The organism is Streptomyces sp. NPDC043870 (assembly GCF_056435785.1).
Map to the genome: position 1 here is coordinate 99235 of NZ_JBWKDT010000012.1, position 16435 is coordinate 115669.

Below are 16435 nucleotides of genomic sequence, written 5' to 3' on the forward strand. Positions count from 1 at the left end.
CCGTGCGGTGGTGCAGATGTCTCCTTCGGGAGCGTGCTCCCGTTCGTAGGCGTATGGAGACGTTGGCCTTTCGGCCTTAGCCATCCGGTTGACCAGGGATCCGGTGCCCTCAGCCCGCTCTGTCCCGGGCCCCTAGCCGCATCGTGGAAGGCAACCCAAAGAGGGACCCTTCCACTCGCTGTCCTGGGACTGCGAGCGGCCTGAGAAGAAGATGGCACGCAGTCCCAGGACTGTCAACAGTCCTGGGACTGTGCTTCACTGGGACGTATCGGAGGGAGATCGGCTGTGGCACCGAAGTGGCGCGAGCTGGCGGATCGGCTCGCGGAACAGATCAGGAACGGCGAGTACGCGCCGGGGGCCCAGTTGCCCCAGATCAGAGACCTTGTCGAGGCTGGGGAGGGCTCTAAGTCCACGGTCCATCAGGCGTACAAAGCGCTTGAGGCCGAAGGGCTGGTGACGTCGTCACGTGGTCACGGCACGGTTGTGCGCCCGCGGGCCCCACTCAAGCGGCTTGGCATCGCCCGGTACGACAAGGCGAAGTGGCGTGACGGCGATGAGGTCGCGTTCATCGCGGACCGCGTGGCGTCCGGGCGCCAGTACAAGCGCAACGAGCAGACGCAGACCGTGAGCCGTGTCGAGGCGAGTGATCTCGTCGCCGGGGGGCTTGGTGTCCCGGTGGGCTCCCAAGTGTACGCGCGGGCCCGCCTGGTGAAGGAGGGCAGTCAGCCCACCCACACTCTGACCAGCTACTACCGACCCGAACACGTCGAGGGGACACGCATCGTCGATCCCACGCCGGGCCCCGCCGGCCGTGGCGGCGGATACCGGGTGCTGTACGACGCGGGGTACGAGATCGACCACATGAAAGAGGCTCTGTTCGCCCGCGTCCCCATGGCGGACGAAGTGAAGCTCTTGCAATTGCCGCCGGGAGAGCCCGTCGTCGAGCTGCACCGCACGACCTACACCGCCGACGGCATGGTCGTTGAGTTCGCCGTCGGTATCCACGCGGCATCGCGCTTCGCGTGGGAGTACGACTTCAAGGTTCCCGACTCGGCACAGGACGCGAAGGGGCAGGAATGATCTCGGCACAGGCATGGGCGGACGCTCGGCTCCTCTGGGATTACCACCGCATGCACCACGACCCACGGCCCTGCTCGGTGGCCGTCGGCCTGGGCAGTCACGACCTTGGCGTGGCCGACGTGACAGCGGAGCTGTACCTCCAGGACATGGCGCCGGTCATCGTGTTCACCGGGTCCACCAGCCCCACGACCCGAGCGCGCATGCCGCGCGGCGAGGCAGTCCACTACCGCGAGCGGGCGTTGCAGCTCGGCGTACCCGACTCCGCCGTGTTGCTGGAGCCGCGCGCCACAAACACCGGGGAGAACATCGAGTTCACGAAAGCAGTGCTGGCCGAGGCCGGTATCACGGTCTCGTCGGTCCTGCTCGTGAGCAAGCCGTACGAAGAGCGGCGCTCGTACGCCATGATGCGGAAGCTGTGGGCCGAGGTCGAGGTGGTGTGCGCGTCCACGCCGATGGGCTTGGAGGAGTACGCCGACTCCATCGGGGACGCTCGCATGGTGATCGACATGATCGTGGGCGCCCTGCAACGAGTGCTGGTCTTCCCCGGCTGGGGTCTGGCCATCGAGCAGGCTGTGCCGGACACCATCGTTGCCGCGTACGAGCGGCTGTGCGTCGAGGGCTTCACCAGCCGACTCCTACCGACTGACGTTGCGGCCCGTCCTGGCGCGTGAGTCCGAGGACGGACCACGATGCCATCATTCTTGGCGCCGTCCCGAAATACCTCTGCTTCATCAAGCACCCGTCGTCGCTTCGCTTCTCCCGGCGGGCGCGGGCCGTCGTCCGCGCCCGCGCTCATGTCTCCGCCCCGCTCGGCGCGGCCGACGGCCCCCGCCCGCCCGAGAGATAGGCACACGGGCATGAGGCCAAAACAAGCCTCCGGCGGGGGACCGGCCGGCGCCGGGATGGAGGGGGCGCCGTTCCCGAGTGCGGGTTCGTAGGGGGTGCGTGGGAGCTGGGCAGAGTGGCGGGCTCACGAATTATCGCCGTCCCCAGCTGCCAGAAGACCCGTCACGAAAAACGACGGAACAGAATCACCGCTTGATCTTATACTCCCAGGGAACCTAACGGTAGATCGGAGTTTCATGTCCCCCGTTGATCTCTGGTCCGCAAAGGCAAAGCTCCGCCGGGCCAAAAAGCAGTGCGAGGAGCTTGAGGCTTACATAAATACATTCCGCGGTGACGCAAGTAACCGATCTCTGCTCCGCGCCGATCTGGACCCGGCTACCGGCTACCACATCCTACGGATCAGTCACGCCCCCGATTATCGCCCCGCGATCGAGGACGTCAGCCTCAGCGTGGGTGACATCATCAACAATCTCCGTTGCAGTCTGGATCACCTTGCGTGGCAGTACGCCTGCGCGCACGCGCAGGGGACTCCGCGCAAGCCCAAGAACGTCAGCTTCCTGCCTTGCAACGGTGACAGCGGCCAGCACAAGACCCCTGGGATCTTCGCCCCCGCAGCATGGGGGCGCATGCACGAGTTCCAGCCCTGCCGAGGGGGCAATGGGCGACCGGACAGCTGGAGCGGGCCATACATCCATCAGCTGGATCTGCTCACCGATCTCTCGAACTCCGACAAGCATCAGATGCTCGCGCACATCGACCTCCACTCGAACCAGTTCGATACGATCCCCACACGCGATGACCTGCCGCCCTGGGTGATGAAGACCGACACGGGTGTGGATTTTCTGCCCGAACGGGTAAACGACCCAGATCCTGGGGCCGAACTCCTCGATTTCTCGCACTCTTCCTATCTCGTCGAGCCCGGTGCCGAGGTGGTTCGAATTCGCGCCCCTCTGTGGAGCACTTTTCCTGTGATTGAACAGGTAGGCACCGCAACACCGCTTTTCGCTCTCCCCGAAGGGCGACCCGTCGTAGCCACCCTTCAGAGACTCTTCCAGTACGTCGAGGCTGTCGTTTCCGATCTTGAACAGAACTGCCCGTGATGATGGGACCTGGGCTACGTCGGGCCAGACACACGGCCGGACGCCCGTCCAGGCGTACCCCCACCGTGCCCGTTCTCCCGGGAAACACCGGGGAACGACGGGAACTCGCGGGCACCGCTCAACACAACGGCCCCTGACCGTTTCACCTAGTCAGGGGCCGTTCACGTGCGGAGACGGTGGGACTTGAACCCACCGTGACATCGCTGCCACGACAGTTCTCAAGCCTTTCGCGAGAGCGAAGCTAGAACCGTCCGCGGATCTGCTTACCCGTGTCGCTCTCCGGGTGGTTCAGGGCGTCGTAGACCTTGTGGCCGGAGTCACGGGCGCCGCCGGCCCAGGAGACGGCACCCCGGTCGGTCACCTTGGCCGCGATGCCGCTCCAGTACTTCGCCTCGCGCTCCCACTGGATACCCTCCAACAGGCGCTCCAGAGTGAGGCCCTCGGGCAAGGGGTCCGAGCTCCAGGACATGGTGCGGTTCATCGTCGCGCCCAAGCCCGCCACGACGGCAGGGGCGGTGATGGCGGTCTTGGCATGGAAGAGCGCGGCATTCTCCTGAAGAAACGCGCCCACCGTCTCCATGACCTCGCGCTGGACGACGACCTTGTCCGGACGGTCGCCACTCTCGTTGGCGGGGATGTCCTCGTGCTCGATGCCGGTCGACGCGGCATGGATACCGGCCTTGCCGAGCATGGCCGTGGCAACGAGGGTCCGCAGGACCGACATCGTCATCCACTCCACGGCCTTGTCCGACACCTGGCGCTTGCCGGTGAGGATCAGGCCGGACAGCGGAACCGTGGTCTCACCGAACGGTACCTTCAGCGACTCCATCAGCTTGCGCGTCACGGTGGTGCCGAAGTCGCGGCCATCCATGGACATGGCCAAAGATTTGTCGACCGGAACGCCCTTCAGGTTGCGGTCGTGGAAGATCTGGCGCGCAGCCATGACGCTGATGCCGTGGAAGATCTCGAACGACAGCGGGATCGCACCGAAGTCGAAGTCCTCGAGGTCGTACGCAGCCGGGTGCCGCTTGATCCGGTGCCAGGCGGTGACCTGAGTCTCGCTGTCGAGGGCGTAGAGGCCATCCTTGATCGGCAGGGCCGACGAGCCGTCCTCAGAGATGACCAGCGGGCGCGGCGACCACAGGGTGATCTGCGGCAGCGACCAAGCGTTGTCGTAGTCCCCTCGCAGACCGGCCGCGATGTAGTCGGCGTACTCGCCGACATTCTTGGCCTTCTTGCTGCTCGCAGTGCCGAGGAGCCGCTGGATCTCGCCGCGCGTGCGGGCGTACTCGCTGATCGGCTGTCCGGCCTTCTGGGCGCGCTTCGCGGCGTCCTCGACCTCTTGGGGGTCGTTGACGATGGCCAGCAGGTTCTCGCAGTCGATGACGCCGTTCGCCATGACCCCCTTGCGGATCTCCCGGAGGTCGACGGGCAGACCGGTGGTCACCGGCTTCAAGGACGTGGTGATGCTCAAGTTCCCTCCCCCTTAAGGGACGCCACTATGACGCCCCGTCATGTCACCACGACGCTAGCGGACGCGCCGTCAGGAGGTCAACTGAGGTGACAGGAACCCATCATCATGTATGCCGCAGTTGCCTCTTCTTCGTCTGCGGCGGAGTTGATTGCCTAAAAAACACGACTGCGGTGAACATTATTCGGTCGCGCCAGTTGTCCGCGGAAACCACGGAGACCCCCGCAGAAGCGAGCTCTGATCGGAACAGACCATGACGGTCGCGCTTACGTGTTGGACTGTGTGCCAATCGCGCCGGACGCTACCGGACCACCACGGACCGGCCTGGTCTGTTCGTCCAGTTCAGGCCAGCAGCAGCCCCTGAGCTGCCCGAGTTGCTTCGGGACGAAGAGGTCTCGTGCCCGGTGCGGGGTCGTGTGCCCTCGCTGCTCATTCAGAGACTGGTGGTCTCAGTCGCAGTCTCATTTGCAGCCTGATCCGGCACTGTCCACTGCCGTCCGTCAAGGTCCGCGAACCCCCTCTCACCAGGCCGTAAGACCGCTTCGCGGATGCCCACGGACACCCCCGGACCAAGATCGGACAACTTGTAATGCGTAGGTCGTCGGTTCGAATCCGACAGGGGGCTCCAGCAAACAGTGTCCCGGACCATTCAGGTCCGGGACGTCTGCGTTTTGCGGTGGTGTGGGCGAGGGGCCGCGTACAGGCGGTGACGGACTGGTGATGTCCGTTCACCGGGCGCCATGGAGGATACCTGGCGCTGTATGCGCCAGCACTATGCCGCCTTTCATGGCCGTCAGCGCTGTGGGTGTCGTCAGCGGCGTCCGGAGATCTTGTTCGCGAGGGTCGCGATGGGGTCCGTTTCCGCGGTGGGGGCGGTGAGTTCGCGGCGGTCGGCGGTGCGGTAGGCCGCGTAGAGGGCGTGGACGCCGAGCCAGCGGAAGGGTTCGGGTTCCCATTTGCGGACCTTGTGGTTGACCCAGGGGAGGGTGGTCAGGTCGGTGGGGCCGGACTGGCCGGAGTCCTGCTGGATGAGGTCGCGGAGGGTGCGGGCGGCGAGGTTGGTGGTGGCGACGCCGGAGCCGACGTAGCCACCGGCCCAGCCGAGGCCGGTGGAGCGGTCGAGCGTGACGGTGGCGCACCAGTCGCGGGGGACGCCGAGGACGCCGGACCAGGCGTGGGTGATTCCGACTCCCGCGAGTTGGGGGAAGAAGCGCGTGAGGACGGCGCGGAGGGCGTCGACGGTGGCGGGCTGGGTGCGGCCGTCGTTGTCGGTGCGGGAGCCGTAGCGGTAGGGAATGCCGCGGCCGCCGAGGGCGATGCGGTCGTCGGCGGTGCGCTGGGCGTACATGTAGGCGTGGGCCATGTCGCCGAGGGTTTCGCGGCCTTCCCAGCCGATGGCGTCCCAGACGTCGGCGGGGAGCGGTTCGGTGGCGATCATGGAGGAGTTCATGGGGAGCCAGGTGCGGCGCTGGTTGGCGAGGGTCGCCGTGAAGCCTTCGGTGCAGCGCAGGATGTAGGGGGCGCGGACCGTGCCGTACGGGGTGATCGCGTGCTTGGGTTTGATCTCCGTGACGGGGGTCGATTCGTGGATCGTCACGCCGAGCGCCTCGACCGCTGCCGCGAGGCCCTTGATCAGTTTGACCGGGTGCAGGCGGGCGCCGTGCGGGGTCCAGCCGGAGCCGACGGCTCCGGCGACGCGGATGCGGTCGGCGGTCTCGCGGGCGCCGTAGAGTTCGCGGTCCTTCTCGCCGAAGGCGATCTCGACGGCGTGGAAGTTCTTGAGGCGGGTGAGCTGCGCGGGAGTGTAGGCGACTTCGAGGACGCCGCCCTGGTGGATGTCGGCGTCGATCTGTTCTTCGCGGGCGATGTCGACGACCTCGGTCACGGTGTCGTTCATGGCCTGTTGGAGGCGTACGGCGGCGTCGTGGCCGTGCAGTGCGGCGTAGCGGTCGCGGCCTGCTATGCCGTTGTAGAGCCAGCCGCCGTTGCGTCCGGAGGCGCCGTATCCGCAGAACCTGGCTTCGAGGACGGTGATGTTGAGGAAGGGCACGGCCTTCTTGAGGTAGTACGCCGTCCACAGTCCGGTATATCCGCCGCCGACGATGCAGATGTCGGCGGACGCGTCGCCGGGCAGGGGCTCCCGGGGGGCGGGGATGCCGTCGTCCGCGTACCAGAAGGAGATACCGCCGTTGATCGTGCTGGTCATGAGGCTGTTCGTACACCGGTGGCGGTTGGCCTGTCCAGGGTGGTGAGGAGGGGAGGAAGGAGAGGAGGGGAGGGGCGAGGGAGGGGGACATACGATCCGAGGGTGATCGAGATCCCGGACGAGCTGCTCGCGTCGCAGATCAGGTTCAACGGGGAGGCCGGCCGTGCGTTCATCGCGGCCCTGCCCGGGCGCGTCGAGGCGTTCGTGGAGCGGTGGGGGCTGCGGGTCACGGGGCCTTCGATGTACGGGATGGCGTCGCTGGTGCTGCCGGTGGTGAGGGCCGATGGTTCGCGGGCGGCGCTGAAGCTGCAGCCTCCGGACGGGGAGAGCGACGGCGAGTGGCTGGGGCTGCGGACCTGGGACGGCGACGGGATCGTACGGCTGCTGGACCATGACGCGGATACGGCGACGCTGCTGCTGGAGCGGTTGGACGAGGGACGGCATCTGTCGGTCGTGGAGGACGACCGGGAGGCGGTGGGGATCCTCGCGGAGCTGCTGGCGCGTCTGGTGGCGGTGCCCGCGCCGGAGGGGCTGCGGCGGCTGGGGGATGTCGCGGCGGCGATGCTCGACGATGTGCCGGGGGCGGTGGAAGCGCTGGCGGACGACGGCGAGCGCGCGCTGCTGAAGGATTGCGCGGCGGCTGTGCGGGAGGTCGTCGGGGAGCCGGGGGACCGGTTGCTGCACTGGGATCTGCACTACGACAACATCCTCGCGGCTGAGCGTGAGCCGTGGCTGGCGATCGACCCGAAGCCGCTGGTGGGCGACCCGGGTTTCGAGCTGTTCCCGGCGCTGTGGAATCGCTTCGACGCGGAGGCGACGCTGTGGCGGTTCGATCTGCTGACGGAGCGGCTGGGTCTGGACCGGGAGCGGGCGAGGGCGTGGACGCTGGGGCGGGTGCTGCAGAACGGTCTGTGGGATGTGAAGGGCGGCGGTACGCGGCTTCAGGAGGAGCAGGTGTCCATCGGGCGGAAACTCCTGGCGCGCTGAGCCGTCGTCTGTGCAGGGTGCCCTCATGATTCGTACTGCTACGCCTGCCGATGTCCCCGTCATCCACCGGATGGTCCGCGAGCTCGCCGACTACGAGAAGGCTCTGCACGAGGCGAACGCGTCCGAGGAGCAGCTGCGCGAGGCGCTGTTCGGGGAGCGCCCGGCTGCTTTCGCGCACATCGCGGAGACGGAGGACGGGGAGGTCGCCGGCTTCGCGCTGTGGTTCCTGAACTTCTCGACGTGGCGTGGGGTGCACGGGATCTATCTGGAGGATCTGTACGTACGGCCGGGGCTGCGCGGGGGCGGTTACGGGAAGGCGCTGCTGGCGGAGCTGGCGCGGATCTGTGTGGAGCGTGGCTATGAGCGGCTGGAGTGGTCCGTGCTGAACTGGAACACCCCGTCGATCAACTTCTACAAGTCGCTGGGTGCGCGGCCGCAGGACGAGTGGTCGGTGTACCGGCTGACCGACGAGGCGCTCACGGCTCTCGGGTCCTAGGTATGAGCCGCCGGGAGATCCCGGCGGCTCAAGGGTCGCTCGGACAATGTCTGCCGGGCGGTGCTAGGGGACGAGGACGACCTTGCCGATCGTGCCGCGGGTCTCCAGGGCATGGTGGGCGGCCGCGGCCTCGGCGAGCGGGAAGCGCTGGACGGCGGGGCGAAGGCGGCCGGCGGTGGCTTCGGCGAGGGCGCGGGTTTCCAGAGTGCGTATGTCGCCGCCCGCCTTCTGGAGCATGGCCGGGCCGAGGACGCTCTGGGAGGTGATGCCTCGGGCGGCGAGTTCGTCGTCGGTGAAGGTGAGTCCGGAGCCGGTGCGGATGCCTTGGCTGGACCAGCCGAAGACGATGTGCTGTCCGCCCTTGCCGAGGAGGTCGACGGCGGCGCGGGCGGTGTCTCCGCCGACGGAGTCGAAGACGACGGTGGCGCGGCGGTCGCCGAGGTGTGCGCGGACGTGTTCGGGCCAGTCGGGGAGGGTGTAGTCGACGGCGAGGTCGGCGCCGTTCCCGGTGACGCGGGCGACCTTCGCGGGGCCGCCGGCGAGGCCGATGACGGTGGCGCCGGCGTTCTTGGCGTACTGGACGAGGAGGGTGCCGATGCCGCCGGCGGCGGCCGGGACGATCACGACCGAGTCCGGGCCGAGGTCGGTGAACTGGAGGATGCCCAGGGTGGTGCGGCCGGTGCCGATCATGGCGACTGCTTCGGCCTCGTCGAGGTGGTCGGCGATCTCGTGGAGCCGGCCGGCCTCGGTGACGGTGAGCTCGGCGTAGCCTCCGGGGGCCATGCCGATGTGGGCGACGACGCGCTTGCCGAGCCAGGCCGGGTCGGTGCCTTCGCCGAGCCGGTCCACGGTGCCGGCGATCTCGCGGCCGGGAACGGTGGGCAGTTCGACGGTGGCGGGGTACGGGCCCGACTCGCCCTCGCGCAGGGCGGTGTCGAGCAGGTGCACGCCGGCCGCGGCGACGGCGATACGGACCTGGCCGGGGCCGGGCTCGGGGTCGTCGACCGTCTCGTAGGTGAGGTTCTCGGCGGGGCCGAAGGCGTGGAGGCGGACGGCGTGCATGGCGGGCTCCCCTGTGCATCGTGGTCGGTGATGGCCCCCACCCTCCAACCTCAAGCATGGTTGAGGTCAAGCGTGGTTGAGATTGGAGGGTGGTTGAGGTTTGAGGGTGGTTGAGATCAAGGTGATTGAGATCGGCAACCTGCGCGCGGGCGCCCCCGATCGGCCACCGGGGCGTCGTCAGTGGTGTCAGTGGTGTCAGTGGTGTGAGTCACCATGGGGGTCATGGCGCGGAAGACCGGGAACACGCGGGTGACGGCGGCACGGCGGCCGGAGGTGCGGCTGCCGCCGCTGAGTCCGTACGAGGGCGGCGAGCTGGAGCCGGACGGGGACTACGACGGTCTGGAGCTGGCGGGCCTGGACCTGACGGGGCAGGACGGGGCGGGCGCCCGGTTCATGGACTGTGCGCTGCGGGACTGCGTGCTGGACGAGACGTCGCTGGTCAACGCGCGGTTCATCGACTCAGTGCTGACGGGGGTGCAGGGAGTGGGCACGGATCTCGCGGGCGCGTCGCTGCGGGACGTGGAGGTCGTGGACGCGCGGATGGGCGGGGTGCAGCTGCACGGGGCGGCGCTGGAGAGAGTGGTGGTGAAGGGCGGGAAGATCGACTACCTGAACCTGCGCAATGCGCGGCTGAAGGACGTGGTGTTCGAGGGGTGCGTGCTGTCCGAGCCGGACTTCGGGGCGGCGCAGCTGGAGCGGGTGGAGTTCCGGGACTGTGTGCTGCGCCGGGTGGACCTCAGCGGCGTGCGGCTGCGGGACGTCGATCTGCGGCAGGTGGCCGAGCTGGACATCGCGAGGGGGGTGGACGGGCTGTCGGGGGCGGTGATCAGTACGGCTCAACTGCTGGATCTGGCACCGGCGTTCGCGGCGCAGATGGGTGTGCGGGTGGAGGACTGAGCGATCCGGGGGTCATGGCGTGCGCGGGAAGCGGGCCTGCAGGTCCCAGACGACGGGGTTGTCGGCGAGGCCCTCGTGCATGTCGGTGAGGTCGGCGATCAGATCGTGGAGGAAGTCGCGGGCCTCGCGGCGCAGCTCGGCGTGGTTGAAGGTGAGTGGCGGCTCGTCGCCGGGCATCCAGTCGGCCTCGACGTCCACCCATCCGAAGCGGCGCTCGAAGAGCATGCGGTCGGTGGACTCGGTGAAGTCGATCTCGGCGTACTGCGGCTGGGAGGCCCGGCTGCCGCGCGGGTCCTGGTCGAGCCGCTCGACGATGTCGCACAGCGCCCACGCGAAGTCGAGCACCGGTACCCATCCCCAGGCTGTGGACACCTCGCGGTCCGCCTTGGTGTCGGCGAGATAGACGTCACCGCAGAAGAGGTCGTGCCGCAGGGCGTGGACGTCCGCGTGGCGGTAGTCGGTCTGCGGGGGGTCCGGGAAGCGGCGGGAGAGGGAGTAGCCGATGTCGAGCACGGGGTTGATGGTGTCATGCGCGGACACCCGGCCCGGGGCGCGGGCCTGCGGCTCCCGCCCTGCGGCTCGCGCCCTGCGGAATCGTTACCGCGCGCACGTTCGAGCGAATGGTTGCCGGTCGCCGGTCGCCGGTCGCCGGTTGCCGGTTGCGGCCGGGCGGCGGGCCTGTGTCACCCACAAGCCTCGCTATCTCACCGCAGAAGCCGCTGCCGCGAGTTCACGGCAGCAGCCGCTGCTCCTTCGCCACCGCCACCGCGCCCGCCCGCGTGTCCACGCCCAACTTGGCGTAGATACGGCCCAGATGGGTCTTCACCGTCGCCTCGCTGATGAACAGAGCTCGCGCGATCTCCCGGTTGCCGAGCCCGTGGGCGAGCTGGCCCAGGATGTCCAGCTCCCGTTCCGTCAGACTGGGGCGGGCCGCGCCTCGCATGCGGTCCATCACCCGGCTGGCGACCGGTGGTGACAGGGTGGTGCGGCCCTGCGCGGCCGAGTGGATCGCCGCGAAGAGCTCCTCGGGGCGCTCGGCCTTCAGCAGATAGCCGGTCGCGCCCGCCTCGATGGCACGGGTGATGTCCGCGTCCGTGTCGTACGTCGTCAGGACGAGGACATGCACCTCGGGGGACGCGATCCGGCGCGTGGCCTCGACGCCGTCGATGCCGGGCCCCAGCTGAAGGTCCATGAGCACCACGTCCGGCTTCAGTTTGGCAGCCATCGCGACCGCCTCCTCGCCGCTGCCCGCCTCGCCGACGACTTCGATGTCCGGCTCGCTGCCGAGGAGGGCGAGCAGCCCGGCGCGTACGACGGCGTGGTCGTCGCAGAGCAGGATCCGTACGGAACTCGTCGCACTCGTCGCACTCGTCGAATTCATCGCACTCATCGCGCGGTCTCCAGGGGGATCGAGGCCGACAGGACCGTGCCCTCGCCGGGTGCGGATTCGACCGTCAGGGTGCCGCCCAGCTGCCCGACCCGCGCCCGCATCGCGGGCAGGCCGTGGCCCCGGACGCCCCGGACGTCCCCGGTGGTGCCCGTCGGCTCGAAGCCGCGGCCGTCGTCAGTGATGTCCAGGACGATCTGGTCGCCGAGGTAGGTCAGGGTCAGGGCGGCGGAGGTGGCTTCTGCGTGCTCCCGGACGTTGGCCAGGGCGCCCTGGGCGATGCGCAGCAGCGCCGACTGCACCCGGTCGGGCAGGGGCACCGGGACGCCGTCGACCTGGAAGCCCGCGGACTCGCGTTCGGCGAGGGCGCGCAGCGCCTGCTCCAGGCCGCCGCCCTCCGCGAGATCCGCCGGCGCCAGGTCGTGGACGAAGCGGCGGGCCTCGGCGAGGCTGCGTTCGGCGATCGACTCGGCGGTACGGACGTGGCGGCGCGCGGTCGCCGGATCCGCGTCCCAGGTGCGGTCCGCGGCCTGCAGCAGCATCTGCTGGCTGGACAGGCTCTGCGCCAGGGTGTCGTGGATCTCCATGGACAGCCGCTGGCGCTCGGCGAGGGTGCCCTCGCGGCGCTCGGTGGCGGCCAGTTCACGACGGGTCCTGATCAGGTCGTCGATCAGCGCTCGCTGGCGGGCGGCGAGGCGTTCCGCCTGCACGAAGACGGCGGTCGCGATCGCCGCGACGGCCGGCGGTGCGATCACCAGGTTCGGATCGAAGCCGCCGTGCGCGAGCTTGAGCTGTGCGGCCACGACGAAGGCCGTGAGCAGCGCGACCAGGACGAGCGCGGCGCGCGGCGGGAGCGTGCGCAGGCCGGTGTAGAAGAGCGGCACCGCGCACCAGGCGAAGCTGGGCGCGAGGACCACGAGCAGCATCCAGACGGCGACGACCGAGCCCAGCCAGGCCAGTCGCCGGGGTGTGGCACGGGAGCCGAGGACCGGTCCGAGTACGTACAGGGCGGCGAGGGCGGCCGACAGCCCGATGATCCACGGGGAGCGGTCCTCCCAGGGGTGCCGCAGCAGATAGCGCACGAGCGATGCGCCGAGGAGGAGGAAGAACGCGGCGTGCATGACACGGGCGAGCCACCGGGCGTCGGGATCACGGGTGTCAGGGGCGTGGGCGTCGGGGCCGCGGCTGCCGGGGGTGCGGGCGTCGGGGTCATGGGTGCCGGTGCCGGTGCCGGGATCGCCGGTGCCGGGATCGCGGGCGTCGGGGTCCTGCTCGTACCGCCGCTCCACCGTCCACCACTCCTCGCTGACCTGCACAGATGCCCCCATGGTGACCCGGCGGGGCCACGGGCGCATCAGCCGATCGGCTGACACACCCGTCATCCATCATGCGCGCCGGAGGCATCCGCTCCGTGGACCGTACGGGGCGGCCTGCGGCCGGAGGATCGACAGCAGAGCGAGTTACCGCCGAATCCCGGCGCCTATCGAGGAGTTCTCCCATGAAGAAGATGTCGCTGCGTGCTCGTGTACTGACCGGTGGCGTCGCCGTCGCCGCGCTGGGCGCGGGTACCTTCGGCGCGGTCTCCGCGAACGCCTCCGCCCCGGCGGCCCCCGCGCCCGCCACGGTCACGGCCGACGTCGCGAACCGCGACCTGCAGCAGACCACGCATCTGACCGTGGCGGCGGCGACCAGGGCCGCGCAGGCCGTGCTGGAGGCCGCGCAGGACGAGAACCAGCGGGTGACGGTCGCCGTCGTCGACCGCAACGGCAACACCATCGTCGCCCTCCGTGGTGACGGCGCCGGCCCGCAGTCGTACGAGTCCGCGCAGCGCAAGGCGTTCACCGCGGTCTCCTGGAACGCGCCCACGTCCGAGCTGGCCAAGCGGCTCCAGCAGGCCCCGAACCTGAAGGACATCCCGGGCACGCTGTTCCTCGGGGGCGGTGCGCCGGTGCAGGTGAAGGGTGCGCCGGTCGCGGGCATCGGTGTCGCGGGCGCCCCGAGCGGTGACCTCGACGAGAAGTTCGCCCAGGCCGGGGTTTCCGCGCTCGCCAAGTAGTACGGTCCGGCCGGTCCGCCGGGCGTCATCCGGTCCGCCGGGCGTCATGGGGTACATCACAGAGGGCACGGACGGAATCGGACATTCCGCGCATAGGATCATTGACGTGGACCAGCGATCTCTCCTCCGTGCCCTGGCGCCCGTCGTCGTCCTGATCACCCTCGCCGGATCGGCCTGCACGGCCGATGCCGGCGACGGGGTCGACGGCACCCCAGGAGCCGCCGGTCTGCGTGACCCGTACTTCGCCAAGCTCGGCAACGGCGGCTACGACGTCCAGCACTACGCCCTCACCCTCGACTACGCCCCGAAGGCGAACAACCTCACCGGCACCGCCGCCATAACCGCCCGCGCCACCCAGGACCTCAGCGCCTTCAATCTGGATCTCCACGGGCTGACCATCGACAGCGCGACCGTCGACGGCGCCCCCGCCGCCGTCAACCGCGCCGGCAACGAGCTGACGATCCGGCCGCGCGACGACGTCGGCAAGGGCAGCACCTTCAGGACCGTCGTCCGCTACTCCGGCATTCCGCAGACCATGGAGGACGCGGAGGGCTTCGAGCAGGGCTGGCTGAAGACCACGGACGGCGCTCTCGCGCTCGGTGAGCCGACGGGCTCGATGGCGTGGTTCCCCGGCAACCACCACCCCAGCGACAAGGCGACGTACGACATCACCGTCACCGTTCCCAAGCCCCTGACCGCCGTCTCCAACGGAGAGCTGAGGGAGCAGCGGCCCACGGTCGACGGCAGCGGCACCACCTTCGTCTGGCACTCCGGCGAGCCGATGGCCAGCTATCTCGCGACCGTCGGCATCGGCGCGTACGACTTCAAGATCTCTCACCCCGCGCAGGGCGTGCCCGTGTACACGGCCGTGGACAAGACCGTCACCGCGCAGAACGCAGCCCTGCTGGCCCGCATCCCCGAAGTGCTGGCCTGGGAGCAGGAGAACTTCGGCCCGTACCCGTTCTCCTCCACCGGCGCGATCGTCGACACCGACGTCTTCAAGAACCCCAAACGTGTCTACGCGCTGGAGACGCAGGGCCGGCCCGTGTACCCGGACGGCACGTTCGACATGAACTTCCTCGTCCACGAGCTCGCCCACCAGTGGTACGGCAACTCCGTCACGCCGAAGACCTGGCAGGACATGTGGCTCAACGAGAGCTTCGCGATGTACGCGGAGTGGCTGTACGACGAGGACTTCAACGACATCCCCGCCCAGAAGCGTTACGAGGAGGCCTTCGCTGTGGACAGCAACTGGGCCTTCCCGCCCGCGGAACCGCCGACCGCGGCCGACATCTCGGGCGACCCCGTCTACGGCCGTGGCCCGATGGTCCTCCACAAGATCCGCCAGGCCGTCGGTAACGACACCTTCTTCGACATCCTCAAGGGCTGGCCCCAGACCCACCGTCATGGCAACGCCTCCACCGACGACTTCATCGCCTACGTGGAGGAGGAGTCCGGCGAGGACCTCACCGAACTGTGGGACGTCTGGCTGTACGGCGTGGACAGGCCCGCGAAGCCTTAGCGCGGGCTGCGGAGCAGCGATCCGCGGATCAGAGGGGCTTGCGCAAAACGACGCAAGGGCGGCCGGCCTGGGCGTCCGCGCGGCGGGCGATCTCCCCGTATCCGAGCGCCGTCCAGAAGGCGAGCGCCTTCGGGTTGTTCTCCAGTACGGCGAGCCGCACCGCCTTCCGCCCGGCCGCCCGGAACCGGTCCTCGACCAGACCCGCCAGCTCTCGTCCGTACCCGGCGCGGTGCCGGCGGGCGTCCACCATCAGCAGGCCGATCCACGGATCGGGGTCGGCCGGGTCGGGATGGTGAGCCAGCGTCACCGCGACGCCGACCAGCCGCCCTTCCGAGCGGGCGAGCAGCACCTGCGCCGCGGGGTGCGCCAACTCGTCGGCGAGCGCGGCGGCGACCTGCTCGGGCCGGATGTCGTCCGGGTCCGGGAAGTCCCCGCTGAGCTGCTGGAAGGCGCGGTTCGAGGCGTAGAGCGCGGTGAGTTCGGTGAGCAGGGGCCCGGGCAGGGCGCCCGCCTCCTTCGGCGCCAGCGGTTCGAGGATCACGTCTCGATCATGCCGCGCGGGCCGGAGGTGCGTACGCACGAACGGCGTACGCACGGATGCCGAGGGCCCGCCAGGACGTATGCGAGCGCCCCCGGGGCATGCCGAAGGCCCCGGCCGGGACGGCGGCCGAGGCCTTCGGGGTGTGCGGGGACCCGCGTCAGACGTTCACGCCGAAGTCCTGGGCGATGCCGACCAGGCCCGAGGCGTAACCCTGGCCGACCGCGCGGAACTTCCACTCCGCGCCGTTGCGGTACAGCTCGCCGAAGACCATGGCGGTCTCGGTGGCGGCGTCCTCGCTCAGGTCGTAGCGGGCGATCTCGGAGCCGCCGGCCTGGTTGACGATGCGGATGTACGCGTTGCGCACCTGGCCGAAGTTCTGGCTGCGGTTCTCGGCGTCGTAGATGGAGACCGGGAAGACGATCTTGTCGACGTCGGCAGGCAGGCCCGCCAGGTTGACGTTGATCTGCTCGTCGTCGCCGCCGCCCTCGCCCGTGCGGTTGTCACCCGTGTGGACGATGGTCTGGTCCGGCGTCGACTTGTTGTTGAAGAAGACGAAGTGGCCGTCGGAGAAGACCTTTCCGCCCGGGTTGACCGCGATCGCGGAGGCGTCGAGGTCGAAGTCGGTGCCGGTGGTCGTACGGACGTCCCAGCCGAGGCCCACCGTGACGGCGGTCAGGCCCGGTGCCTCCTTGGTGAGCGAGACGTTGCCGCCCTTGGACAGGCTTACAGCCATGGGGAGGTCCCTTTCCTGGTCGAGTGCAGTGCGGTCGGGCTTCGTGGGTCG

Annotated in this window: 16 protein-coding genes; 8 read left to right on the forward strand and 8 right to left on the reverse strand. The window is 69.2% G+C overall.

Annotated elements, in window-relative coordinates; genetic code table 11:
- The first annotated feature begins 285 nt into the window (after nt 1-285).
- The 3 genes from AC0699_RS17625 (at nt 286) to AC0699_RS17635 (ending at nt 3026) form a co-directional block, all read left to right on the forward strand.
- Nucleotides 286-1080 (forward strand): GntR family transcriptional regulator, encoded by a 795-nt coding sequence (locus AC0699_RS17625; RefSeq protein ID WP_478660875.1) that lies wholly within the window; start codon nt 286-288, stop codon nt 1078-1080.
- Nucleotides 1077-1751: a YdcF family protein gene (locus tag AC0699_RS17630; RefSeq protein ID WP_478660877.1), complete on the forward strand. Its 675-nt coding sequence runs from the start codon at nt 1077-1079 to the stop codon at nt 1749-1751. Before AC0699_RS17625 ends, AC0699_RS17630 begins: the two co-directional genes overlap by 4 nt.
- 624 nt (nt 1752-2375) lie before the next feature.
- On the forward strand, nt 2376-3026 hold the full coding sequence (locus AC0699_RS17635) for a hypothetical protein (protein WP_478660878.1): 651 nt from the start codon (nt 2376-2378) through the stop codon (nt 3024-3026).
- A 241-nt stretch (nt 3027-3267) separates the two neighbouring features.
- Here AC0699_RS17635 and AC0699_RS17640 read toward each other — a convergent pair whose 3' ends face one another.
- Together AC0699_RS17640 and AC0699_RS17645 are read right to left on the reverse strand one after the other, a co-directional pair.
- Nucleotides 3268-4500: a DNA sulfur modification protein DndB gene (locus AC0699_RS17640; RefSeq protein ID WP_478660879.1), complete on the reverse strand. Its 1233-nt coding sequence runs from the start codon at nt 4498-4500 to the stop codon at nt 3268-3270.
- 808 nt (nt 4501-5308) lie between these two features.
- Complete coding sequence (locus AC0699_RS17645) at nt 5309-6703, reverse strand: NAD(P)/FAD-dependent oxidoreductase (RefSeq protein ID WP_478660881.1); 1395 nt, start codon at nt 6701-6703, stop codon at nt 5309-5311.
- A gap of 102 nt (nt 6704-6805) precedes the next feature.
- Here AC0699_RS17645 and AC0699_RS17650 point away from each other — a divergent pair, with 102 nt between their 5' ends.
- Both AC0699_RS17650 and AC0699_RS17655 read left to right on the forward strand, forming a co-directional pair.
- Nucleotides 6806-7690, forward strand: a complete 885-nt coding sequence (locus AC0699_RS17650; protein ID WP_478660883.1) for an aminoglycoside phosphotransferase family protein — start codon at nt 6806-6808, stop codon at nt 7688-7690.
- A 25-nt stretch (nt 7691-7715) separates the two neighbouring features.
- Complete coding sequence (locus AC0699_RS17655) at nt 7716-8186, forward strand: N-acetyltransferase family protein (protein ID WP_478660885.1); 471 nt, start codon at nt 7716-7718, stop codon at nt 8184-8186.
- 63 nt (nt 8187-8249) lie between these two features.
- Here AC0699_RS17655 and AC0699_RS17660 read toward each other — a convergent pair whose 3' ends face one another.
- A complete protein-coding gene (locus tag AC0699_RS17660; protein WP_478660887.1) occupies nt 8250-9248 on the reverse strand; it encodes a zinc-binding dehydrogenase in 999 nt (332 codons plus the stop codon).
- Nucleotides 9249-9470: 222 nt separating this feature from the next.
- Here AC0699_RS17660 and AC0699_RS17665 point away from each other — a divergent pair, with 222 nt between their 5' ends.
- Entirely contained in the window at nt 9471-10145 is a 675-nt protein-coding gene (locus AC0699_RS17665) for a pentapeptide repeat-containing protein (protein WP_478660890.1), read from the forward strand.
- Nucleotides 10146-10157: 12 nt separating this feature from the next.
- On the opposite strand, the gene AC0699_RS17670 is transcribed toward AC0699_RS17665, so the two are convergent.
- The 3 genes from AC0699_RS17670 to AC0699_RS17680 all read right to left on the reverse strand — a co-directional run bounded on the left by AC0699_RS17670 (nt 10158) and on the right by AC0699_RS17680 (nt 12653).
- Complete coding sequence (locus AC0699_RS17670; protein WP_478660892.1) at nt 10158-10658, reverse strand: hypothetical protein; 501 nt, start codon at nt 10656-10658, stop codon at nt 10158-10160.
- 217 nt (nt 10659-10875) lie between these two features.
- Nucleotides 10876-11526 (reverse strand): response regulator, encoded by a 651-nt coding sequence (locus AC0699_RS17675; RefSeq protein WP_478661079.1) that lies wholly within the window; start codon nt 11524-11526, stop codon nt 10876-10878.
- Nucleotides 11527-11531: 5 nt separating this feature from the next.
- Nucleotides 11532-12653 (reverse strand): sensor histidine kinase, encoded by a 1122-nt coding sequence (locus AC0699_RS17680; protein ID WP_478661082.1) that lies wholly within the window; start codon nt 12651-12653, stop codon nt 11532-11534.
- A gap of 377 nt (nt 12654-13030) precedes the next feature.
- On the opposite strand from AC0699_RS17680, the gene AC0699_RS17685 reads away from it, so the two are divergent.
- Together AC0699_RS17685 and AC0699_RS17690 are read left to right on the forward strand one after the other, a co-directional pair.
- Nucleotides 13031-13588 (forward strand): GlcG/HbpS family heme-binding protein, encoded by a 558-nt coding sequence (locus AC0699_RS17685; RefSeq protein ID WP_478660894.1) that lies wholly within the window; start codon nt 13031-13033, stop codon nt 13586-13588.
- 106 nt (nt 13589-13694) lie between these two features.
- Entirely contained in the window at nt 13695-15110 is a 1416-nt protein-coding gene (locus AC0699_RS17690) for a M1 family metallopeptidase (protein ID WP_478660896.1), read from the forward strand.
- 28 nt (nt 15111-15138) lie between these two features.
- Here AC0699_RS17690 and AC0699_RS17695 read toward each other — a convergent pair whose 3' ends face one another.
- Together AC0699_RS17695 and AC0699_RS17700 are read right to left on the reverse strand one after the other, a co-directional pair.
- Entirely contained in the window at nt 15139-15651 is a 513-nt protein-coding gene (locus tag AC0699_RS17695) for a GNAT family N-acetyltransferase (RefSeq protein WP_478660898.1), read from the reverse strand.
- A gap of 157 nt (nt 15652-15808) precedes the next feature.
- Entirely contained in the window at nt 15809-16384 is a 576-nt protein-coding gene (locus AC0699_RS17700; protein WP_478660901.1) for a TerD family protein, read from the reverse strand.
- Nucleotides 16385-16435: the final 51 nt, after the last annotated feature.